Below are 21,971 nucleotides of genomic sequence, written 5' to 3' on the forward strand. Positions count from 1 at the left end.
AAGCTTGTCAACGGGAGGAATTACAGTATGAAGCGACGATTCCGTACGACCTTTCTCTTCTCCGCCCTGGCCGCCCTCTGTCTGCTGGGCGGAGGAATATGGGCGCTATCCGGATCTTCCCCGGTCTCCCGGTCCGCTGTCGCCCCGGAAACGGCCAAGTCCCCGGCTAGTCCCCGTCAGGAAACGGCCGGAAAGCCCCCTCTGCCCGTGCCACCGGCGGCAAACTCCGCCCAGGCACTCAGCAGGAGAGTGGCAGAGTACCATATCAGCGTGCAGCTCGCTCCTGACACAAGCATGCTGAACGCAGCCGAGACGGTTACGTGGACCCATCCCGGCAAGACGCCGGTCAGCGACCTGTATTTCCACCTTTACCCGAATGCCTTTGCCTCGGACAGCACGACATTCATGAAAGAATCCGGCGGGAAGCTGCGCAGCGACAGCATGCCTCAGGACGGATTCGGCTCCATGACGCTGACCGATGTGCGCACAACCGATGGCGTCTCCCTTATGCACCGGATGCAGTACATTCAACCCGACGACGGCAATCCCGAAGACAAAACGCTGATCAAGATCCATCTGCCGCAGCCGGTGAACGGCGGGGAAAGCGTTACGATCAAGCTGCAGTATGAAGTGCGTCTGCCGAAAATCTTTGCCCGCATGGGGGAATCCGGAGTTTTTGTCATGGCCGGGCAGTGGTTTCCGAAGCTTAGCGTCTACGAGCCCGCGGGTACGCGCAGAACGGAAGAAAAAGGCTGGAATTTGCACCAGTACCACGGCACCTCCGAATTTTACAGCGACTTCGGCATATACAGCGTGGCCATTTCCGTTCCCGCGAATTATACCGTGGCTGCAACCGGTTTTCCCGTTAGGAACGCCAAAGTTTCAGAGGGACGAAAAATATACCAATTTTATGCCGATGACGTTCATGATTTCGCCTGGGCCGCTTCTCCGGACTTTGTCTATGCGGAAAAAGCCTACTCCTCTGCGGAAGTGCCCGGCGTGCGGATCAAGCTGTATCTGGACCCCCTGCATAAAAATCTGGAGGAGCGCTATTTCCAGGCCGCCGAGGCCGCGCTGAACGCTTTCAGTAAATGGTACGGCCCCTATCCGTATACCACGCTGTCCATCGTCGTTCCGCCCAAAGCGGGCAATGGAGCGGGAGGCATGGAGTATCCCACCTTAATCACCGCCTTCGGCGCGGAGAGCGGCTCTGCCGATACTTCGCTGGAACGGACGGTGATTCACGAAATCGGGCATCAGTACTTCTATGGAATGGTGGCCAGCAACGAGTTCGAGGAAGCCTGGCTGGACGAGAGCTTTACCTCCTATGCCGAGGACAGGCTGATGCAGCAGGAATACGGGCTCGCCTCCAATCTTCCTCTGCAGGCCAGTCTCGTTACAAAACCCAAGCCACTGACTCTGGATACCTGGAAATACGGCAGCGCGAATGTCTACACCCAGAACGTCTACATTCGGGGCAAGCTGGTGCTCAAAGATATCGAACGGCAGGTCGGCGCCCAGACAATGGGTTCCATTATGTCCTCTTATGCCCGCAAATATCGTTTCCGCCACCCGGGCACCGCCGATTTTAAAAAAATTGTGGAAAAGGTGACCAAAAAATCGTGGCAGGATTACTTTGACCGTTACGTATACGGCGGAGGCGCTCCCGATTTCTCCGTTGAGGACATTATCGTAAGCAAAAGTAAAAGCGGCGTCTACGAGTCGCTGACGACCGTCGCCAATAAGGGCAGCCTGTATTCCGGCGTGAGCGTCAAGTTCACCTTCGCCGATGGCCACACGCTGCATAAAGTCTGGGATGGCCAGGGAGGGAAAACTTCGTTCCGGCTCTCCTCTGCGGCTCCTCTTGTTTCGGCCGAGGTGGACCCGGGTCACGAAGTCCTGCTGGAGAACAAGCATATTAACAACTTCAGAAAAGCGGCTCTCCCCGCGGCCCTCGTTTCCCGCTGGACGCTAAGCCTGACAAACGCGATCGAAACAGTGCTCGGCATTTTCGTCTGGTGAGGTGAATCGAATGAGAAAATGGATAATCCGCGGCTGGGGCAGCGTCAAGGAACAGCTCTATATACTGATTCTGCTCTTTATCTACCGGCTGCTCTGGGGCTACTTTCTGTACCGCTTTGTAAGGTCGGCTGTCGTTCCCGCGCTTCTGCGTTACCCTTCCGAGAATGCCGGCGGCAGTGCGGCAGGCAGGCTGCTGTATTATATCGACGCCCAGCTCAGCCTGTCTTCCGAACCCGATGTGCGGCGTTGGTTGTGGATACTTCTTATTCTGGCGGGCGTGCGCCTGCTGGCTACGCCGTTCATCCGCGCCGGGCTGCTGCATGAGCTGCATCAGGAGAGCCGGGGCGAACGCGGGCTGTTCTTTTTTCCCGGCATGAAAAAGTACGGGCTGCCCGTTCTGCTCTTCAGCGCCGCCGAATGGATGTTGTCCCTGCTCCCCCTTTACTGGCTTCTGCCGAAGGGGCACAGACTCATTCTGTCATCTTACTGGGAGCCGGCGCTGTTCCTCAAGCTGCTACCTTTTATTCTCGGATGGCTTCTGTACGTGTTTATCATCCGCCTGATCCTGCTGTATATGCAGTTCGGTTACACCGGCGGCACCGGAATATTCCCTTCGCTGCTAGACGCCTTGCGCTGCTTCCTGCCCGCCGCGGCGTTGCGGATTCTGTTCGGGTTAGGGGGGCTGTTGATCTTTCTTGTATCCGCGGTGACAGGGTTTCTCAGTCCCGGACTGCCCGCGCTCTTCATTAGGCAGCTTGCGCCTCTCCCTTCCACTTTATTCGATATGTGGGGATTGTCGGCGCAGTATCATCTATGGCGCAGCAAAACGAAGGATTCATAATTAGAAAAACTCTATCATTTATGCAAAACAGGCGAAAAGAGTTCAAATTCCGTGACAGGAATCTGAACTCTTTTTTATTTTTATATTGGCAAATATTTCGTCCGCTAAATTAAATTTGCCAAACCCCAAATCGTCTGATACAATGAGGCTTGTGTTGAGGTGACAAGTTTGTAATCTTTTAAAACTATTTTGTTATCTTGTCGTATGATGATGAATCAAGTCGATTGTTCTGGTGCATAACTAGCCAAATTCCCGGGCACCGGGGAGCGGGGGAACCATTTTTTGGGTGAATTGATCTTGTAACAAAGAGGTCATAGGGAACCTTCAAACCGAATCCTTAAGCTAACCACGCAGGCATTGGAAGGGGAACACAAGCTTTGAAAGGTCAACATATCAAGAAAAAACTTGCAGCCGCTGCGATAGGCCTTGTGATGGTTTTCACTCTGGGGTCCGGAAGCGCTTTCGCAGATTCGAAAATGGACACTGTTATTGCAAAAACTTTGGGAACCTCATATAAAACCGGTGGAATGAGCACAGCCGGGTTCGATTGCTCCGGATTTACCAAATACGTTTTCAAAAAGGTAGGACTTACCCTTCCTCGTACATCCAAAGCGCAATTCAAAGTAGGAACTTCCATATCGCGCAGCAAACTGCGCTCAGGAGATCTGGTATTCTTCAATACGCTCGGAAACGGCGTTTCCCATGTCGGCATTTATGTCGGCAACGGCAAATTCGCGCAGTCCTCTTCTTCGCGCGGCGTAACTATCAGCTCGCTTAGCCAGTCCTATTGGGCCAACCGTTATGTCGGCGCCAAACGTGTCATGAGCACAAACGCATACCAAGCCGTGGCTTACGATTGATTAATCTCTTACCCGGAACATGATCTCGCTAATCATTTCCGGGTTTTTCCTTTTTTCTGTATATAGTTTAGCTATACACCTATTTCGGCGGCTTGAACCAGCTTTTCCAAAAAACAACGCCAAAAAAATTTTTTAGCATAAAAACCCGATTTTTATCCAGGGTTTTTAAGTGAATTCATGAATGTAAGCGCTACAAAATCGAACTTTGCTATGTTAAAAGTGATTGCCAACCAACAAAAGGTTTGTTACAATAAGCGCAATGAGTTTTTAGTAACATTTTTGTAATGATTATTAAGATTTTGACGATAATTTTGTCATGATCTACCCACTATAATCCGAACACTATACAGTATGTGCCGAGTTCCCTGACCATCAGGGAAGCGGGGGAACCATCTTTGGGTGAATTGACCTCCTGATCAAGAGAGGGGTCATAGGGGACCTTCTACCGAATCCTTAAGCTAACCTCGCAGGCATTTGGAAGGAGTCAAATCTTTTGAAGAAGAAGTTGGCGGCAGCATTCCTCAGCTTTTCCATCGTTCTCACACTCGGAGCAGGCAGCGCATTTGCCGATTCGAAAATGGATAAAGTGATTGACGGCGCTATTGGAACCAAATACGTATCCGGCGGCACGAGCACAAACGGATTCGATTGTTCCGGATTCACCATGTACGTGTTCGATAAGATGGGCATCGATCTGCCGCATCAGTCGGGTTCCCAGTTCAAAATGGGAGATGCCGTGTCCCGCAGCGATCTGAGAGCCGGCGATCTTGTATTCTTTAACACCACCGGAAAAGGCGTTTCCCATGTCGGTGTCTATGTCGGCTCCGGAAAGTTCGCCCATGCTTCCTCTTCGAAAGGCGTTACCGTCACTTCCCTGAACGACAGTTATTATGTCAGCCGGTTTGTCGGCGCCAAACGGGTGATGGGCTCCAGCGCTTATCAATCCGTAGCCGTTGATTCTGAAGACAATGATGATGTGCAGTAATACTGCCCTATAGGACCCCTTCCCGGATTTAACCCCGGCGAGGGGTTTTTATTTTAATATAAGAACTTATAACCTGCGCGCTTATCGTTTAGTCTAATATTTCAACTAGAACGGGCATCGTCTCCAAAAGGATGGCGGAACCGTTTCTTTCTTGTGCTATTCTTATTTTTACCCCCTCCTGGATTCGTCAACCACGGCAGCCGAACTTTCAGCCAAATCCCCCAAAAAAATTTATTGCGCTCGCCAAGTTCTTCCTTTCTGTAAAGTTTTTGCGTCGAAATCACCTTTTTTTGTATATAATTTAATATAAAAGGTTTTCCCCTGCGGGGAGAGGAGGTCGCTGAACGTATGATTAGCTCTAACGTCATCTTTCATGTCGGGCCCATGACATCTGCGCATGCCAGGGATATCTGCGGGTGGGAATACAAGGCGCCCTACAATATTTACGGTTGGCTGTCTTGGGATCAAATGGAGGCGCTCGGCATTGAATTCGGAGATCCGCGGATTCGGAGGGAGCAGTATGTTTCGGTATTGAACGAAGAGGACAATCTTTGCGGCTTCGCCCAGCTTTTTCCGATGGAAGGCACGGTGCGTCTGGGTATCGGTATGCGTCCCGAACTGTGCGGGCATGGCCTAGGCCATTTGTTTGTGGGTGCGGTTGTAAAAGAGGCGCTGAAACGCTATCCCAGTCGGGAGGTCGACCTTGAAGTTCTTACCTGGAATCAAAGAGCCATCCGGGCCTACCGCAAATGCGGCTTTACGATCACCGATACCTACGAACGCCGGACGCCAAATGGAGATAAACCTTTTTACTGCATGGTCTATGATAAATCCCTCCATAAAAGCTGAATCGGACGGACCACTGTTCATTTTTTTGTCACAAACCCTATGATAACGCTTCACCATCCGTTATAATTAGAGAAGCAGCTTACACAGGGGAGGACGATTGGGGATGCAAAAGTGGATCATGAGCGGATTATTTTTCGCTGCCTGCGCCTTCGCGGTAATACTGATGTTCACACTGCCCGGAAAAGAGCAGGTCGCCGAGCAGAACAATCCGACCATGCCGACCGTTAAGGCTGATCCCGCCAAAGCGGAAGCGACAGTTAAAGCCAATTGCATCACCTGCCACGGCGATCAGCTTCAGGGCGGAGTCGGACCCAATCTGCAAAAGGAAGGCAACGAGCATACGGCCGAGCAGATTTACAGCATCGTTACCAAAGGACGGGGACAAATGCCTTCCTTCAAGGATAAGCTGGCCCCGGAGGAGATTGCCAACGTCGCCATGTGGCTGTCCGAGAAAAAATGAGTGCCAAGACAACAATACGCCTCTGCGCAGGAGCATAATGCTTCTGGCACAGGGGCGTATTTTTAATAAAACTCTTCTCCTGTCGTCTATCGGGTTTCTGCGTAATTAACGGGTCTTCATTTAACGGGTCTTCTCAAACGCCTCATTAAACTCATGGGCTTCACGCACGTCGAGCGCGGTAATGCCGCCTTCCTCGCTTGTCGTAAGCCGCAGAATTACCGTTTTATAATCGATCGTGATATGCGGATGATGGTCGAACGCCTCCGAGATGGCGGCCACCTCATCCACGAACGCAATACCCTTCATAAATTCGTTGAACTGGTATTTGCGCACCATGGCCCCGCTGTCCAGCTTCCAGCCTTCCAGCTTGCCCACCTGCTCATGCAGTTCTCCCTCGGTTAATAACACTTTATGTTTCCTCCCTTGAAAAGCAGCCGTTTAAGTTCCTTTAGCCTTCCCGTTAAACAAAACATCCCTCAGGTTCTATCGTCCAAGGGATGCGCCAGGAAAAACGCTTATTTTCGGTTTAATGTATTCTTGAATCCCGGCAAATATACCTCAGACACTATCAATTTTAACATGGAGGACGGACTGCGGCAAATGCGGCCGATTTTTCTTCTTCTGCCTGCTTAAATCAACGTTACCGATTCCAAGTCTTCTTCACCGACCAAAATATTGATGCGGTGCGCATCCTTGTCGTAGATCACGACGCCGCTGCCAACATGGATGACCGGCTCATTCCCGAGGGCGAAGAATAAATCTTCCGCCAGCGCTTCCCATACTTCCAGCTTTGACTCAAGCGGCAGCTCCTGCCATTCGCCAGGTTCCATCTCGAAAAAAAGGTAACTGTCCGGTATGCACTCAACCGCTTTTGTCAAATCGCGCAAAATATCTCCGTAATCTCTTCCATGCTTTACACCCACCGCTATCACTCCGCTTCATAACATATGAATACCCTTTCCTCATCCATTATAGCCTAAATGCCTTCACAAAAAAGGGCCGGCTGTCGATAAATAAGAATAGACATAGTTGTTCTCCGTTAGTAAGCCCGCCGCCCATTCAAGGATGATAGACGCGGCATTCGCGAGATCACTTTTAATACTCATGGACGAGGTGTACAAATGCAGATTTCTTCAATTATTGGCCTAGTGCTCGGTATAATAGCGGTGGTTTATGGTATGTATCTCAAAGGAGCGCCGCTCATCGCCCTCAAAAACCCCGCCGCCTTTACCATCATTCTTGTAGGTACCGCAGCATCGCTGTTCATGGCCTTCCCGATGTCGGAAATCAAAAAGGTGCCGAAGCTGTTCAAAATTCTGTTTCTCGGCGGGAAGAAGCTGATCGATAAAGGAGAGGTCATCACCATGTTCATGGAGTGGGCCTCCATTACGCGGCGCGAAGGCCTGCTGGCGCTTGAGTCGAAGGTGGAAGAGATTCAGGATGATTTCCTGCGGAGCGGCATGCGGATGATTATCGATGGCAACGACCAGGAGTTTGTCCGGGATGTGCTGCTTGAAGATATCCACGCGACCGAAGAGCGCCATAAAACAGGCGCGCTGATCTTCTCCCAGGCCGGTATGTACGCGCCTACCCTCGGGGTGCTTGGAGCCGTTATCGGTCTGATCGCCGCCCTTGCGGACATGAGCGCGATGGAGAAGCTGGCACACGCCATCGGCGCGGCCTTTATCGCTACGCTGCTCGGTATTTTTACCGGTTACGTACTTTGGCACCCGATGTCCACCAAGCTGAAGCGTTTGTCCAAACAGGAAATCCAGATCCGAATGATGATGCTGGAGGGTCTCCTATCGATCCAGTCAGGCGTATCCACCATTGCGATCAACCAGAAGCTTTCCGTGTTTCTGACCCCTGCGGAACGCGCCAAGCTGAACGAGAAGGAAGGTGCCTCCGGTGAGCAAAAAGACTAGACACGAGGAACATGAGGAGCACGCCGACGAATCCTGGCTCCTCCCCTATTCCGACCTGATGACGCTGCTCGTCGCCCTGTTTCTGGTGCTGTACGCCATGAGCGCAACGGATGCGAAGAAATTCGAGGAAATGGCCCAGGCGTTCAACTCCGCCCTCAATGGAGGAACGGGAGTGCTGGATCATTCATCCATGGCCCCTACCAACAGCGATTTGGATCAAGGAAAATCTACAAAGCTGAACACGATCGCAGAAAAGAACAGCACGGAAGCCGATCTCGACAAGCTCCGCAAGAAGGAACAGGAGGAACTGGAAAAGCTGAAGAAGCAGTTTGACCAGTATATCAAGAACAACGGCCTTACCGATCTGCTCAGTACGAAACTGAACCAGTCGCAGCTTTTGATTACGATCAGCGACAACGCGCTGTTCGCCTCCGGCCAGGCCAACGTCAAGCCGGAATCCCGGCAGCTCGCCAGATCGATCTCGCAAATGCTTCAGCAGTTCCCGGATTACGAGGTGGTCGTGCAGGGTTATACCGACAACATTCCGATTTCCAACAGCGAATACTCCTCCAACTGGGATCTTAGCGCCAACCGGGCTCTGCAGTTCATGAAGATTCTGCTGGTGAATCCCTATCTGAAGCCGGAAAAGTTCAGCGTCATTGGCTACGGCGAATACCATCCGATTGCCGATAACTCGACCGCCACCGGACGGGCGAAGAACCGCCGGGTGGAAGTGTCCATTCTCCGCAAGTACCAGGAGAATAAGAGTACTGCGCTATCCGCCAAATAACGGCGCTTAGCTGGCGGCAGAGTAAAGTGTTGCCCTTCTATGTTTTATAAAATACAAAGAGCTGCTTTCGCCACCCGCATCGGGGCCGTAAGCAGCTCTTTATTTGTGTCCATCGCTCTTAGAGAACCGGCTCTGGAGTCTTGATCGCTGGAGTCTTTTATTGAAGTCTATAGCTCAGCATGTCGCCAAGCTCTTTCTTCTCCGCTAGCGTAAGATCGCGCCACTTGCCTACCTGAAGGTTCCCCAAGCGGATATTCATGATTCGAATACGCTGCAGCCGCCGCACTTCATAGCCGAAGGCGCTGCACATCCGGCGGATCTGCCGGTTCTTCCCTTCGGTCAGGATAATCCGAAATACCCGCTCCGTCATCCGGGTAACCTGACAGGGCAGCGTCTTCTCTCCAAGAATCTTTACCCCGCTGGACATTCCGGCGACAAAGGAAGGCGTAATCGGACGGTCCACGGTAACGACATACTCCTTCTCATGCCGGCCTTCTGCGCGCAGTATTTTGTTTACGATATCCCCATCATTGGTCAGGAGGATCAGACCTTCCGAATCCTTGTCCAGCCGACCGATTGGAAAAATCCGCTCATGATGTCCGACAAAATCCACGATATTTCCTTTAATGTGGCCCTCTGTTGTTGAAGTAATGCCGACCGGCTTGTTCAGTGCGATATAAACGGTCTGGGATTCGCTCTCCAGCCTTTTCCCGTCTATCCGCACATCATCTCCCGCTTCAGCCTGGCTGCCGAGCACGGCGCGTTCGCCGTTAATGGTCACCCGGCCGCTTTCCACCAGCTTATCCGCCTCACGCCGCGAGCAGTAGCCGGTCTCGCTGATAAACTTGTTAATTCTCATGATGCTATAGTCACTCCGTTTCTTTTCCTGTACCGGCTTCCGCGTTGACAGGTCCCGCGCTCTCAATGGCGGCCGGGAGCGCAATCGTTACCGAGGTTCCCCGGCCGACCTGACTTTCAATCTCCATCATTCCTTTATGGGCTTGAATAATCCGCTGGCTGATCATCAGGCCAAGTCCCGTTCCCGTCTCCTTGTTCGTAAAGAACGGCTGTCCAAGCTTTGGCAGCATCTCCGCCGGGATGCCTTCTCCCTCATCGGTAATGACAATAACGATTGAATCTTCGATACGCTTCTGTTCCAATGTTAGCGTTCCGCCTGCGGACATGGACTCAATTCCGTTTTTGATAATATTGATAAATACCTGCTTTAGTTGGTTCTCTTCACAGTGTACCATTGCCGGAGTTATTTCAAACTCATCCTTGACCTCGATATTATGCAAATGGGCCTGACTGTCCAGCAAGGAGATGACATCATGCAGAATTTGGCGGACGTCCTTTTGCTGAAACCGCACCGCCTGCGGCTTGGCCAATATAAGAAATTCGCTGACAATCAGATTGATCCGCTCAAGTTCCGAGAGCATCAAATCCACATGCAGGGGGACAAGCATCTGTTTTTCCCTTTGCAGCTGTAAAAAACCCCTCAGCGTCGTCAGCGGATTCCGGATTTCATGGGCCACGCCGGCGGCAAGCTGACCAACGGTAGTAAGCTTCTCGGATTGTCTGAGCAGCTCTTCCATCCGGTTCCGCTCCGTCATATCCCGTGAGACATGCACGAAGGACAGCGGATTGCCCTCTTCGTCCCGTATGACAGAGGTGCTGACGCTGACTTCGACGACAGATCCGTCCCGTTTCAAACGCCGCGTCTCCGTCGGAGGCAGATGTGCTCCCCGGATAAGCCACTGAAGCCTAGTTCCCTCTTCTTTAGATGCGGAGTCCGGAACGAGATCGATGATCCTGCCTACAACCTCGCGTTCTCTCCAGCCGTATAGCTCTTCAAAAGCGCGGTTAACGCTGATGATCCTGCCGGTCATATCCGACGTATGGATCGCATCGGAAGTACCGTTGATCACCGACTCCAGATGCTCTTTTACCTCCCGGTTCTCCTCAAGTGTCTGCCTTAGACGGCTTGTGTGCAGGGCAAGATTTCGCGTCATGGCGTTAATGCGCAGCGCCAGCTGCCCCAGCTCGTCCCTGCTTCCGACCTCCAGCGGCGGCTCGAACTTGCCCCGGGAGACGTCCTGAACCTTGGTGAGTATCGCCTGAATGGGCCGAATAATAAAACCCGCCAGAATGTTGCTTCCCGCGAGGAACAATGCAAGCAGCAGGAGGGAACTCCGGATGTTGTTCCATAATTGTTCTCTAATGACCGACGTAATGACCGAGTAATCGATCACTACGCTGATAACATAGGCGCCCGAATCGGGCAGGGTAACCGGAATAAAGCTCTTCATCACCCTTACACCGCGTGCCGTCGCATCCACCATGACGGGCTCTTTTTTGGCCAGTGCTTCTTTCACCGCCCATTTGTCCCGCTCTACGTCTCCGAACCGGTAGGTACCGTACGTAATCGGCCGGTTGCGCAGTTTGACATTTACACTGTCGGTGCCGTCCGGAGCCATAGTGGAAGAACCGAATGTGGAGGGATTGATGCCTGTAATCTCTAAAATATCAGGGTTTACCTCCATGGTCTGCTTCACAATTTCTTCCGGACTCATAATTCTGACATAATCGCTAATAGACGTGCTCCGGATATACGGATCGATAATGTAATTGCTTCGTCCGTCATAGTAATAGCCCCACTTCTCGATAAACTCGGGATTGGAGGATGAATACTCAAAAGGACCGGACCAAAAATGCTCCATGCGCTGCCCTTTGGCAACCGATACTTCCCGTCCTTCGAACAGATCAACAAATGCCGTATACCAAAATCCAAAGCCTTTTGTAGGTAAGTCTAGTTCTTTGGGGTCCGAGGACTTCTTCACCACAATGTCGTCCTTGGTCCTGACAAGCAGCGAAATATTGGAAACCCCTACTTTCGAGGCCAGTTTCTTCAATTCGGCATTCGTTACGTTCGCTATATCGGGGTCCAAGTCGCTGGATATCAAAATGGCAGCCATCCGCAAATTTTGCGCTATCAGCTGTTCCGCATAATTGGAGCTGTAGTTGCTCTGTTCTACGGAAACGGCAATCTGCATGGCCGCCGTCTTCATGTTTCTCTCGGTCTCGCTTCGCAGATTATTGCGGGTCGCATAGGAATCAAGAGTCAAATTCAGTGCCAGAATAAGTAGTACGGAGCCGAATATTATTGCAGAAAGCTTCGTTTTTATAGACAAGCTAATTTTTCACCTCTTAGCCGGCTGGTCATTTCTAACGTTTATTCAATAATTATCATACCTTTTGCCCTTCCATTTGAAAAGCATTTAAAAACATTTATATGAAGCATTCCGTTTTCTCAACATTGAAAATCCATCGCTACTTCTCTACAATAGGATAGAAAGAGTCCACAGGTTATGCACATATAAACAAAATCAACATCCCCCATGTGTATAAAATTGTGGATAACAACCGGGTTTTCCACAGAGTTATGCACAATTTGTTAAGAACGAATACTCGTTCGCAGAACAATCCGGCCCGGAGCGGAAAGGAAGAATCTTTTGAACAACTGGGATAATGGGACATCCTCTGGGCAGCAGGAAGAACATGAACGGTGGATGAGCGAAGCAATCGCGGAAGCCCAAAAAGCGGAGGCGCTGGGCGAAGTCCCGATCGGTGCGGTCATTGTCAGGGATGGCGAGATTATCGGAAGAGGATATAACTTGCGCGAAACGACGATGGATTCCACAGCTCATGCGGAAATGGTGGCGATTCGCGAAGCGAGCGCCGCGCTGAACTCCTGGCGACTGCTGGAATGCACTTTATACGTTACACTCGAGCCGTGTCCGATGTGCGCGGGAGCCATCGTACAGTCCAGAGTTCCGCTTACGGTGTACGGCACGCCCGATCCGAAAGCAGGCTGCGCCGGGACATTAATGAATTTGCTGGAGGAACCGCGGTTCAACCATCGGACCGAAGTCATATCCGGCATTAGGCAGGCGGAATGCGCCGGACTCCTGACCTCCTTCTTCCGCCGGCTCCGGCAGGAGCGCCTGCAGAAAAATGCCAGGGAGGAATAAGCGGCAATGTCATTCATTTTAACTAATCAATCGGCCGGGATTTATCTTGCCCCGATCCGCTCTCAGAACGCGGAGAGCCTGCTGGAACTGCGCCTGCGCAACCGCAGCGTCCACAGCCGCTATGAGCCCGAGAGGGAAGACGGCTTCTTTACATTGAAAGGCCAAAAGCAGCTCATTCTTCAGCGAATGGAGGATGAGGAACTGGACAGAGCGTATATGTTCGGGATCTATTCTGCCGAAGAGGAACGTTTAATCGGACAGATTACCATCAACAACATTGTACGCGGGGTGGGCCAGTTTGCCGATCTCGGCTATTTTATCGACCATAAGCATCAAGGGCGGGGCTTTATGACGGGAGCTGTCGGCCTGGCCGCGGAATATGCTTTTCAGGTACTCGGTCTGCACCGGCTGCAAGCCGCCATTCTCCTGCATAACGACGCTTCCAGAAGGGTCTTGGAGAAGAACGGGTTTCAGCCGGAAGGCATTGCGCGCCGCTTCCTTAAGATCAATGGACAGTGGCAGGACCACCGGACTTACGCCCTTTTGGCCGATGAGGCTTCCTCTGCGGGAAATCCGCCGATGTAAACATCTGCCGTTCAGGGCTTAAGTCGCGGATCGATACAATGGCCCCACAAAGCGGAGACTTAGCTTCGAGGCTGCCCAGGTATTGTGAGAACCCCAGAGAACCTAAAAACTCTTACCAAAAACCCCGTATAAAGCGTATCTACGCTTTATACGGGGTTTTTGGCAAACTGACACACTCTTTTGAATATGCTGCTTTGGGCTCTTCTTGGTTAATAGGAACCCAGCGAGCCAAGCTGCTGCTGCAGCTCTTCCTCGGTAATGACGTCGCTGCCTTGCGGGATGCCGATTTTGAATGCCGGCTTTTCATTAATTTTGCTGTATTGATTGCTGCCGGTCAGCGACAATCCTACTTTTGTCCCGTCATCCGGATTGGTGACCTTGACGTCCAGCGCCAGATCCTGATAAACAGGGAATTCATCTTTATTGATCGCGGTGTTGAAGCGGAACTGATTCACGGTCAGATACTGATCCAGCTTAGCCAGATTTTTGTCGAACTCTGCCTTCGTCTCGCTATTCTGCAGTTCCGCCTTGGCATCGTCTAGCTGTTGTTGGTCGATCTGGAGCAAATTCTTGTACTCTTCTTTGGACAGAATATCCAAAATTTTCGGCAGCGCATTGTTGACAAAGATGGTTACGGCTTCTTTCACATTCTCATTCGTGATCTGGAACTGCACCACCTGCTTAGCGTCTACGTCCTCCGGGAGATTCGCATCTTTGGGATCGATGTTATTAAAATACTTGCTCTCGTCATATTCGGCCAGCAGTGTGCTCAGCACCTCGTTGGAGAGCTTCTGGGTCTTTTGCGTATCCAGCATGCCGGGATTAAATTCGGTGCCTTCCTGTTCCGCAAGCTTCTTCAGGTCAAGCATAACGAACTTGCCTACGACATTTTCCGGAATAGGGAGGAACGGAATGCTCGGAATCTTAACATACAGCTTCTCCGTCGTCATCACCATCGGAATGGTAAAGCTCATCGTCATATCGCCTTTTAAATTCAATACCAGCGTCATTTCCGTCTGCATCGGATCGGCCTGATACACGCCATCGACCGAAATGTCCGCGTTCTTGAGCATACTCAGCACCTGTGCCGTCATCCCAGTAGATTGCTCGCTTGGCGCATCAATCGTCAGGTTATTGATAACGAACTTGCTCTTCATTTCATAAGAAGTCATTGCAGCCGCTTTGCTTGCCGCTCCCTGCAGTGCTTCCTTCGGAGCCTGTTTGCTTCCGCACCCTGGAAGGATTACGACTGCTGCAAGCAGCATCGCCGCTGCGGAAATTCCCCACTTTTTAAACATTTTTTCTCTCCTCTCCCAATTAAAGAACTATCTCCCCCTATCTAATGATAAACGATTTACTTCCCCGGATAAACAATTTCAATGAAAAATGTTATCCTTGCGGATTGTTATGGCTAACGTGATTCGCCTGCTTCACCTTCTTGGAGCCGGAAAGCGGCTCCGGACCGTCACTGTTATGACGCGTCTTCATTTCGTCTACCGCGGGCTGTGTTCCGGGAACCTGGATCGTCTTCGGCTTGCTCATGTTGGCGTCCTCCTTTAGGTTAGGGATTGGTAACATCTTTCAGCGCTTGTGCGCACTCGTGAATCTGCCGCGTGTACCGCTGCGCCATCTGCTGTACGGCGTCGGTCCGCTCATCGGTATGCAGTCCGGCCCGCTCGACATCAACAAGGTCTACCGCAACCTCCCGGCTGTCTACATACGTGCAGCGAAAATCCAGAGAGTAGCTCTGACGTCCCGCCGCGTTAAAATGAATAAGCATGCTCTTCCGGTCGGCTTCGTCAGCCTGTACGGAAAAGCTGTCTCCATCATCCATAAAAGAGGGAAGACGCTCCTGCCAAGCGGATACGAGCTGCTGCTGGTCCAGCTGTAATTGTTGATCCATAAATGTAATCAGCCTCCTTCTCTAATACATTGCGGAGAAAGCGGGCTTTTTATTCTCTGCTTCTGTACTCCATGTACGCTTTGGCAAGAGTTTCGCCAAACATTAAAAAGCCGTCTCCCGAAGGAAACGGCCTGTACTCTTACATATTCAAAAATAATGGATATGGCGGAGAGGATGGGATTCGAACCCATGTGAGCTTGCACTCTAACGGTTTTCAAGACCGCCCCGTTATGACCGCTTCGGTACCTCTCCATCTGCAGCAAATATCACATGCATTAGAGATTGTACCATATTAGCCTATACGGAAGCAACTCCATTTACTGGTTCGTCTTTGGCCGTATCGCCTTCACGTTGCCCATATAAGGCTGAAGACGTTCCGGAATAAGCACACTGCCGTCCTCCTGCTGATAATTCTCCAGAATGGCAGCTACTGTGCGTCCTACCGCCAAAGCCGAGCCATTGAGCGTATGCACGAATTCCGGCTTGGCTTTCGGCTCCTTGCGGAATCGGATGTTGGCCCGCCGGGCCTGGAAGTCCTCGGTATTCGAGCAGGACGAAATTTCACGGTACATGCCGCTTTCCGGCAGCCAAACTTCGAGATCATAGGTCTTGGCCGCGGTAAAGCCCATATCGCCTGTACAGAGCGCCAGCACGCGGTAGGGCAGCTCGAGCAGCTGCAGTACGCTTTCGGCGTTCGCCGTCATTTTCTCAAGCTCTTCATAAGAGGATTCCGGCGATGTCAGCTTGACCAGCTCTACCTTGTTGAATTGATGCTGGCGGATCAGCCCACGGGTATCCCGTCCGGCCGAACCGGCTTCCGAGCGGAAGCAGGAGCTGTAAGCGACAAAATACTTCGGCAAATCGGAAGCGTTCAGGATTTCCTCCCGGTAATAGTTCGTTACCGGCACTTCGGCCGTCGGAATCAGGTAGTACTCCGTGTCGCGCAGCTTGAACAGGTCCTCTTCGAATTTAGGGAGCTGCCCCGTGCCGTACAGACTGTCTTTATTGACAATATACGGCGGCAGCATTTCCTCGTAATGATGCTCCCCGCTATGCAGGTCCATCATAAAGTTGATCACCGAGCGCTCCAGGCGGGCTCCAAGACCTTTATAAAACACAAAACGCGATCCCGTCACCTTGGCAGCGGCCTCAAAGTCTAGGATATCCAGGTTCTGCGCCAGCTCCCAGTGAGACTTGGGTGTAAAGCCGAATTCACGCGGCTGCGACCAGCGGCGCACTTCCACATTCTCTTCCTCGGATCTGCCTACCGGCACCGACTCGTGGGGAATGTTCGGAATGCTCAGCATCAGCTCGGAAATTTGATTTTCCAGCTCCCGCACTTCATCGTCCAGTTCTTTAATCCGGTCCGATACATTCCGCATTTCGGCAATAAGCTCGTCGGCCGGCTCTCCGCTCTTTTTTCTCTTGGCGACCTCGCCCGAGACGGTGTTGCGGCGGTTCTTCAAGCTTTCCGTCTCCTGAAGCAGTTCGCGGCGGCGAAGATCCAGTGCCGGAAATCCGGAGATCAAATCCTGCGATTTGCCGCGTTTGTCGAGCGCCTCCTCAACCTTGGCATAATCTGTGCGCAATATTTTAACATCTAACACGACATTTCCCTCCTGAAACAGCCCTAACTCTTTCAATTAGCCAGTGAAGGCTTTGAAAGAGTCAGGATGTTTATATATGCGGTTTTACTGTCCGGCCGTACCGGCAGCCTGCACCATATCCGTAAAGTACTGATGCAGCCGGTAATCATCCGTCAATTCCGGGTGAAAAGAAGACACAAGCAAGTTACCCTCACGCGCGGTTACAATCTCGTCTTTATAGACGGACAGCACATCAACATTCGGGCCAACTTTCTCAATAAGCGGAGCCCGTATGAATACTGCCCGGACCGGTTCCTCAATTCCTTTTACATCCAGGTCGCATTCAAAGCTTTCCCGCTGTCTTCCAAAGGCATTCCGTGCCACGGTAATATCCATCAGTTCCAGATGTGCCGGTTCTCCGCCCGCAATTTCCTTTGCCAGCACAATAAGTCCGGCACATGTCCCGAAGACCGGCTTGCCTTGGCCTGCAAACTCGCGAACTGCTTCAATGAAGCCGTACTTGCGCATCAGCTTGCCGATGGTTGTGCTCTCGCCTCCAGGAATGATCAGTCCATCCACCTCGTCAAGCTGCTCTATCCGCTTGATTGGCGTCCCTTCGGCTCCCGTCTTGCCGATGCTCACAATATGTTCCGTTACAGCGCCCTGAAGCGCCAGCACTCCTATCTTCATTTCAAACCCTTCTCTCTATTACCAGCCGCGCTCGGACATCCGTTCGGCTGCGGTCAGAGTTGCAATATCAATGCCTTTCATCGCTGCGCCAAGATTCTTGGACACTTCAGCGATCAGCTTATAATCGGTGTAATGGGTAGTCGCCTCAACAATAGCACGGGCGAATTTCTCCGGGTTGTCCGATTTGAAAATACCGGAGCCTACAAATACGCCATCCGCTCCCAGATGCATCATCAGTGCGGCATCGGCCGGAGTGGCCACGCCGCCTGCAGCGAAGTTAACGACAGGCAGCTTGCCAAGCTCATGAACTTCAAGCAGCAGATCGTAAGACACGCCAAGATTTTTGGCTTCGGCATACAGCTCGTCCTTCGACAAATTTTGAACCTTGCGGATTTGGCTGTTGATATAGCGCATATGACGTACAGCCTCTACGATGTTGCCGGTTCCCGGCTCGCCTTTGGTACGGATCATGGACGCGCCTTCGCTGATGCGGCGCAGCGCTTCTCCCAGATCCTTCGCTCCGCAGACGAACGGCACGGTAAATTCATGTTTATCAATATGGAATACTTCATCCGCAGGAGTCAGCACTTCGCTTTCGTCCAGGTAGTCGACTCCCAGGGATTCCAGCACCTTGGCTTCTACATAATGACCGATTCTGGCCTTGGCCATAACGGGGATGCTTACAACCTTGATAACCTCTTCCACGATGGTAGGATCGGCCATACGGGCCACGCCGCCAGCTGCACGAATGTCGGATGGCACACGCTCCAGAGCCATAACGGCAACAGCGCCTGCAGCTTCGGCAATTTTAGCCTGTTCCGCATTCATGACGTCCATGATGACGCCGCCTTTCTGCATTTCTGCCATACCCCTTTTAACTCTCGATGTTCCTGTTTCCATATCTTCAAGCCTCCCGATAATCTATCTTAATCTAACTTTTTATTTTACCGCATGGCGGCTAAATATACAAGCCATTTACTCGGAATTAAGTGCTTATCTTTAAAATTTAGAACAAATTCTTAATTCCCGAAAAAATGTCGCTAAAGAAACTCCCAATCGCTCTGAAGAGCAGCTTGAACCAACCGGCTTTCTCCGCTTTCTCGGATGTAATGAGATTGACTGTTTTTTGCTGGGTCCCTATTCCGTTCACTTTATACGTATAGGTAACCTTCCCCACTTTCGTGCCTTGGGCGATCGGCGCAACCAGCGTCGATGCGTCGTTGACCTGTACCGCCGACGTAACTTGCGGAGAAGCCGTTCCCTTCGGAACGACAAAGGTCGCGCCTGCGTCGGTTACCACCGGTACCGTACTCTCCTTGCCTTTCTCAACCGGAACCGTCTCATGACCGGCAACGGTTGCTTTGGCCGAAACCACCTGCTTGACTTCAAAATTGTTAAATCCGAAATCAAGAACCTTCTTGGTCTCCGTGAAACGGTGGGCTTCGGAGTTGGCTCCCATAACCACGCTGATCAGACGCATGCCGTCCCGCACGGCGGTGCCGGTGAAACAGTTGCCCGCGCTGGAGGTATGTCCTGTCTTCAACCCATCAAGCCCAGGATAGGCATAGGCTTTAAAGTTGGCGATATTTTTGTTCGCTTCGAGCATCCAGTTATAGTTTACCATAGGTGCTGCATCCCGTTCGCGGAATTTGTAGGATTGAATGGTCGTATATTTCGTGAAATCGGGATGGTCTGTAACAATATGCTGGGCAAGAATCGCCGCATCCATGGCCGACATTACCGTTTCCTTATCCGTATCGGGACGGAACGTAGAGGGCATATCTTCACGGCTAAGCCCGGTCGAGTTGATAAAGTACGCTGTCTTCATTCCCATCTTCTGGGCGGTCTCATTCATCAGCTTGACGAATTCCTGTTCCGAACCGGAAAGCGTCTCTGCCAGCGCTACGGTAGCATCATTAGCTGATCCAACCGCCATGGCTATGTACAGTTCTTCAATTGTATGTTGATCTCTCTCGGCCAAAAAAATACGCGAACCAATCTGCTTGGCGGCATTTTCAGCAACGGTTACTTTCTGATCCCATGACAGTTTGCCGTTCTTGACCGCATCGGCAATCAGATATTCCGTCATCATCTTCGTCATACTCGCTGGAGGAAGCGGCTGATCCGCATTTAGCGACAAAAGAATCTGTCCAGTCGTCGGCTCAAGCAGTACGGCCGATTTCAGCTTCAAACGGAGCGATTGGACCGAAGGAATCGTTACGGCTGTTCCCGCAGCAGCCGGTGCGGCGGCTGTATCCGCCGAAGTCGGGACTGGCGTCTGGACGCTTCCGGCTATCGCCGGAATAGGGGATAACACAAGCATATTTAAAAGCAGACCCGCTGTTGCTGTCTTCACTGCCATTTGTTTCACACTGGATTTAGTCTTAAACTTCAATGGTTTTAAACTCTCCTTATGATAATCATCTCAATTGCTTGTTCTATTCTAACACAGGGGTACAATCAAAAAAAGACGGACAGGGCGAAATTCGTCCTGTCCGTCCGTATTTTAAATATTGTATCGCCTATAGGGAATAGTTGGGCGCTTCCTTCGTAATCTGCACATCATGAGGATGGCTTTCACGAAGCCCGGCTCCGGTAATCCGGATAAAGGAGGTGTCATCGCGCAGTCCAGACAACGTCTCTGTACCGCAGTAGCCCATACCGGAACGCAATCCTCCGATCAGCTGATGCACTGTATCGGACAGCGGGCCCTTGAAGGCGACGCGGCCTTCAATCCCTTCCGGCACGAGCTTTTTATCGTCGTCCTGGAAGTAGCGATCCTTGCTGCCCTGCTTCATGGCGCTCATGCTGCCCATGCCGCGGTATACCTTGAATTTACGGCCCTGATAAATTTCGGATTCCCCAGGGCTCTCCTCCGTGCCTGCAAACAGGCTTCCCAGCATAACGGCATGCGCGCCGGCTGCGATAGCTTTTGTAATTTCTCCGGAGTACTTAATGCCTCCATCTGCGATAATCGGCACCCCGTACTCACGCGCTACAGAGGCGCAATCGTAAATGGCCGTAATCTGCGGAACGCCGATACCTGCAATGACCCGGGTGGTACAGATCGAGCCAGGACCGATACCGACTTTGACTACCGAAGCTCCCGCTTCGATCAGATCGCGTGTAGCATCGCCGGTAGCTACATTTCCCGCCACAATCGTCAAATCGGGATACAACCCGCGCAGCTTGCGAACAGCATCGAGAATGTTGATGTGATGCCCATGGGCCGAATCGACGACAACCAGATCGACTCCGGCGCTAACCAGCGCTTCCGCCCGCTCAAACGTATCTTTCGAAATACCGATAGCTGCTCCCACCAGGAGACGACCTTGAGCGTCCTTGGCTCCGTTAGGGAACTGAATCGCTTTTTCAATATCCTTAATAGTAATGAGGCCTTTTAAAATGTAGTTGTCATCAACAAGCGGAAGCTTCTCGATCTTATGGCGCTGCAGTACAACCTCGGCTTCTGCAAGTGTCGTACCGACAGGAGCAGTGACCAGATTTTCCTTTGTCATTACTGCGCTGATTGGAATATTGAAATCGTGGATAAACCGCAAATCACGGTTCGTAATAATTCCTACCAGTTTATTGTTCTCATCTACAACCGGAACACCGGAAATACGGTACTTGCCCATCAGACGCTCAGCGTCGGAAACCATATGTGTTGCGGTAAGCGAAAAAGGATTGGTAATAACACCACTCTCGGAGCGTTTGACACGGTCTACTTCTTCCGCTTGCTGCTCAATCGACATATTTTTATGGATAATGCCGACGCCGCCCTCACGTGCCATGGCAATCGCCATAGCCGCCTCAGTGACCGTATCCATACCAGCGCTAATGAGCGGAATATTCAGCTTTACATTCTTGCTTAGCACAGTGGACAGATCCACTTCCTTGGGCAGCACTTCCGATTTGCGCGGCACCAGCAACACGTCATCAAAAGTCAATCCCTCTTTACCAAATTTATCTTCCCACACCTGGGTCATTCCTCCTTGTATTCTTTGTTCTCACGGCCCGCGAACTTTATAAAAAAGAACATACTTCGTCTCAAGTCCATCCACGGAGGACAGATATGCCGATCTGGAAGTACACTGGTTCTAATCGTCAAAGTAAGTTGGAGCGGTATGTCCAAAAATATATTATTGCCATCTTAGCAAAGGCCTTTTATACTGTCAAGAACATTACATGAGCAGGGATTTCTTTGAAAAAATCGGCGCTGCCTTAAACAAATCCCCGGCTATTTGTCCATCATCAGCGTACAGTTGCGTCCATTTCAGCGATAAAAAGATAGGATTTACCAGAATCAAATAAAGTATACAAAAAACCACTGCTGAAATTCAGCAGTGGTTCATGTGCTTGGCGGCGTCCTACTCTCCCAGGACCCTTCGGTCCAAGTACCATCGGCGCTGGAGGGCTTAACGGTCGTGTTCGGGATGGGTAC

General features: G+C 51.4%; 22 protein-coding genes, 1 tRNA gene, 1 rRNA gene and 2 riboswitches. Of the genes, 10 read left to right on the top strand and 14 right to left on the bottom strand.

Features of this window, described 5'->3' with window-relative positions; genetic code table 11:
• The first annotated feature begins 27 nt into the window (after positions 1-27).
• From EH198_RS23020 to EH198_RS23045, 6 genes are all read left to right on the top strand, one after another.
• Positions 28-2,022, top strand: a complete 1,995-nt coding sequence (locus EH198_RS23020) for a M1 family metallopeptidase (RefSeq protein WP_124697847.1) — start codon at positions 28-30, stop codon at positions 2,020-2,022.
• Between the two features lie 10 nt (positions 2,023-2,032).
• Entirely contained in the window at positions 2,033-2,863 is an 831-nt protein-coding gene (locus EH198_RS23025) for a hypothetical protein (protein WP_124697848.1), read from the top strand.
• A gap of 232 nt (positions 2,864-3,095) precedes the next feature.
• A riboswitch (cyclic di-AMP (ydaO/yuaA leader) is annotated at positions 3,096-3,235 on the top strand.
• A gap of 20 nt (positions 3,236-3,255) precedes the next feature.
• The gene (locus EH198_RS23030) at positions 3,256-3,723 is read left to right on the top strand and encodes a C40 family peptidase (protein ID WP_124697867.1); all 468 of its coding nucleotides are present in this window, start codon (positions 3,256-3,258) and stop codon (positions 3,721-3,723) included.
• A gap of 344 nt (positions 3,724-4,067) precedes the next feature.
• Positions 4,068-4,211: riboswitch (cyclic di-AMP (ydaO/yuaA leader) on the top strand.
• Positions 4,212-4,216: 5 nt separating this feature from the next.
• Entirely contained in the window at positions 4,217-4,708 is a 492-nt protein-coding gene (locus EH198_RS23035; RefSeq protein WP_379310897.1) for a C40 family peptidase, read from the top strand.
• 348 nt (positions 4,709-5,056) lie between these two features.
• Positions 5,057-5,557 (top strand): GNAT family N-acetyltransferase, encoded by a 501-nt coding sequence (locus EH198_RS23040; protein WP_124697849.1) that lies wholly within the window; start codon positions 5,057-5,059, stop codon positions 5,555-5,557.
• A gap of 103 nt (positions 5,558-5,660) precedes the next feature.
• On the top strand, positions 5,661-6,017 hold the full coding sequence (locus EH198_RS23045; protein ID WP_124697850.1) for a c-type cytochrome: 357 nt from the start codon (positions 5,661-5,663) through the stop codon (positions 6,015-6,017).
• A gap of 120 nt (positions 6,018-6,137) precedes the next feature.
• Here the strand turns inward: EH198_RS23045 and EH198_RS23050 are convergent, their stop codons facing one another.
• Together EH198_RS23050 and EH198_RS23055 are read right to left on the bottom strand one after the other, a co-directional pair.
• Positions 6,138-6,425 carry a 4a-hydroxytetrahydrobiopterin dehydratase gene (locus EH198_RS23050; RefSeq protein WP_124697851.1) on the bottom strand — a complete coding sequence of 96 codons (288 nt, stop codon included), beginning with the start codon at positions 6,423-6,425 and terminating at the stop codon, positions 6,138-6,140.
• Between the two features lie 221 nt (positions 6,426-6,646).
• Positions 6,647-6,940 (bottom strand): hypothetical protein, encoded by a 294-nt coding sequence (locus EH198_RS23055; RefSeq protein WP_124697852.1) that lies wholly within the window; start codon positions 6,938-6,940, stop codon positions 6,647-6,649.
• A gap of 198 nt (positions 6,941-7,138) precedes the next feature.
• Between EH198_RS23055 and motA the strand changes: the two genes are divergently transcribed.
• On the top strand, positions 7,139-7,942 hold the full coding sequence (gene motA, locus EH198_RS23060; RefSeq protein WP_124697853.1) for a flagellar motor stator protein MotA: 804 nt from the start codon (positions 7,139-7,141) through the stop codon (positions 7,940-7,942).
• Positions 7,926-8,732: a flagellar motor protein MotB gene (gene motB, locus EH198_RS23065; RefSeq protein ID WP_124697854.1), complete on the top strand. Its 807-nt coding sequence runs from the start codon at positions 7,926-7,928 to the stop codon at positions 8,730-8,732. Before motA ends, motB begins: the two co-directional genes overlap by 17 nt.
• A 157-nt stretch (positions 8,733-8,889) precedes the next feature.
• Here motB and rluF read toward each other — a convergent pair whose 3' ends face one another.
• The gene (gene rluF, locus EH198_RS23070) at positions 8,890-9,591 is read right to left on the bottom strand and encodes a 23S rRNA pseudouridine(2604) synthase RluF (RefSeq protein WP_124697855.1); all 702 of its coding nucleotides are present in this window, start codon (positions 9,589-9,591) and stop codon (positions 8,890-8,892) included.
• Positions 9,592-9,601: 10 nt separating this feature from the next.
• Positions 9,602-11,923, bottom strand: coding sequence for a sensor histidine kinase (locus tag EH198_RS23075; protein ID WP_124697856.1), 2,322 nt, complete (start codon positions 11,921-11,923; stop codon positions 9,602-9,604).
• Positions 11,924-12,244: 321 nt separating this feature from the next.
• Between EH198_RS23075 and tadA the strand changes: the two genes are divergently transcribed.
• Together tadA and EH198_RS23085 are read left to right on the top strand one after the other, a co-directional pair.
• Positions 12,245-12,763 carry a tRNA adenosine(34) deaminase TadA gene (tadA, locus tag EH198_RS23080; RefSeq protein ID WP_281278030.1) on the top strand — a complete coding sequence of 173 codons (519 nt, stop codon included), beginning with the start codon at positions 12,245-12,247 and terminating at the stop codon, positions 12,761-12,763.
• A gap of 6 nt (positions 12,764-12,769) precedes the next feature.
• Positions 12,770-13,348, top strand: coding sequence for a GNAT family N-acetyltransferase (locus EH198_RS23085; protein ID WP_124697857.1), 579 nt, complete (start codon positions 12,770-12,772; stop codon positions 13,346-13,348).
• 209 nt (positions 13,349-13,557) lie between these two features.
• Here EH198_RS23085 and EH198_RS23090 read toward each other — a convergent pair whose 3' ends face one another.
• The 10 genes from EH198_RS23090 to rrf form a co-directional block, all read right to left on the bottom strand.
• Positions 13,558-14,646, bottom strand: a complete 1,089-nt coding sequence (locus EH198_RS23090; RefSeq protein WP_124697858.1) for a hypothetical protein — start codon at positions 14,644-14,646, stop codon at positions 13,558-13,560.
• Positions 14,647-14,737: 91 nt separating this feature from the next.
• Positions 14,738-14,890 (bottom strand): small acid-soluble spore protein P, encoded by a 153-nt coding sequence (locus EH198_RS23095; protein ID WP_124697859.1) that lies wholly within the window; start codon positions 14,888-14,890, stop codon positions 14,738-14,740.
• Positions 14,891-14,909: 19 nt separating this feature from the next.
• The gene (locus EH198_RS23100; protein ID WP_124697860.1) at positions 14,910-15,251 is read right to left on the bottom strand and encodes a hypothetical protein; all 342 of its coding nucleotides are present in this window, start codon (positions 15,249-15,251) and stop codon (positions 14,910-14,912) included.
• A 163-nt stretch (positions 15,252-15,414) separates the two neighbouring features.
• A tRNA-Ser gene (locus EH198_RS23105) sits at positions 15,415-15,503 on the bottom strand.
• 65 nt (positions 15,504-15,568) lie between these two features.
• Positions 15,569-16,858 (bottom strand): serine--tRNA ligase, encoded by a 1,290-nt coding sequence (serS, locus tag EH198_RS23110; protein ID WP_124697861.1) that lies wholly within the window; start codon positions 16,856-16,858, stop codon positions 15,569-15,571.
• Between the two features lie 84 nt (positions 16,859-16,942).
• Positions 16,943-17,527 carry a pyridoxal 5'-phosphate synthase glutaminase subunit PdxT gene (gene pdxT, locus EH198_RS23115; RefSeq protein WP_124697862.1) on the bottom strand — a complete coding sequence of 195 codons (585 nt, stop codon included), beginning with the start codon at positions 17,525-17,527 and terminating at the stop codon, positions 16,943-16,945.
• 18 nt (positions 17,528-17,545) lie between these two features.
• On the bottom strand, positions 17,546-18,427 hold the full coding sequence (gene pdxS, locus EH198_RS23120; protein WP_124697863.1) for a pyridoxal 5'-phosphate synthase lyase subunit PdxS: 882 nt from the start codon (positions 18,425-18,427) through the stop codon (positions 17,546-17,548).
• 106 nt (positions 18,428-18,533) lie between these two features.
• Positions 18,534-19,889, bottom strand: coding sequence for a D-alanyl-D-alanine carboxypeptidase family protein (locus EH198_RS23125; protein WP_124697870.1), 1,356 nt, complete (start codon positions 19,887-19,889; stop codon positions 18,534-18,536).
• 160 nt (positions 19,890-20,049) lie between these two features.
• Positions 20,050-21,507, bottom strand: a complete 1,458-nt coding sequence (gene guaB / locus EH198_RS23130; RefSeq protein WP_124697864.1) for an IMP dehydrogenase — start codon at positions 21,505-21,507, stop codon at positions 20,050-20,052.
• A 377-nt stretch (positions 21,508-21,884) separates the two neighbouring features.
• Positions 21,885-21,971, bottom strand: a 5S ribosomal RNA gene (rrf, locus tag EH198_RS23135); the annotation flags it as partial.

It is taken from the genome of Paenibacillus rhizophilus, from assembly GCF_003854965.1.
GTDB lineage: Bacteria > Bacillota > Bacilli > Paenibacillales > Paenibacillaceae > Paenibacillus_AQ > Paenibacillus_AQ rhizophilus.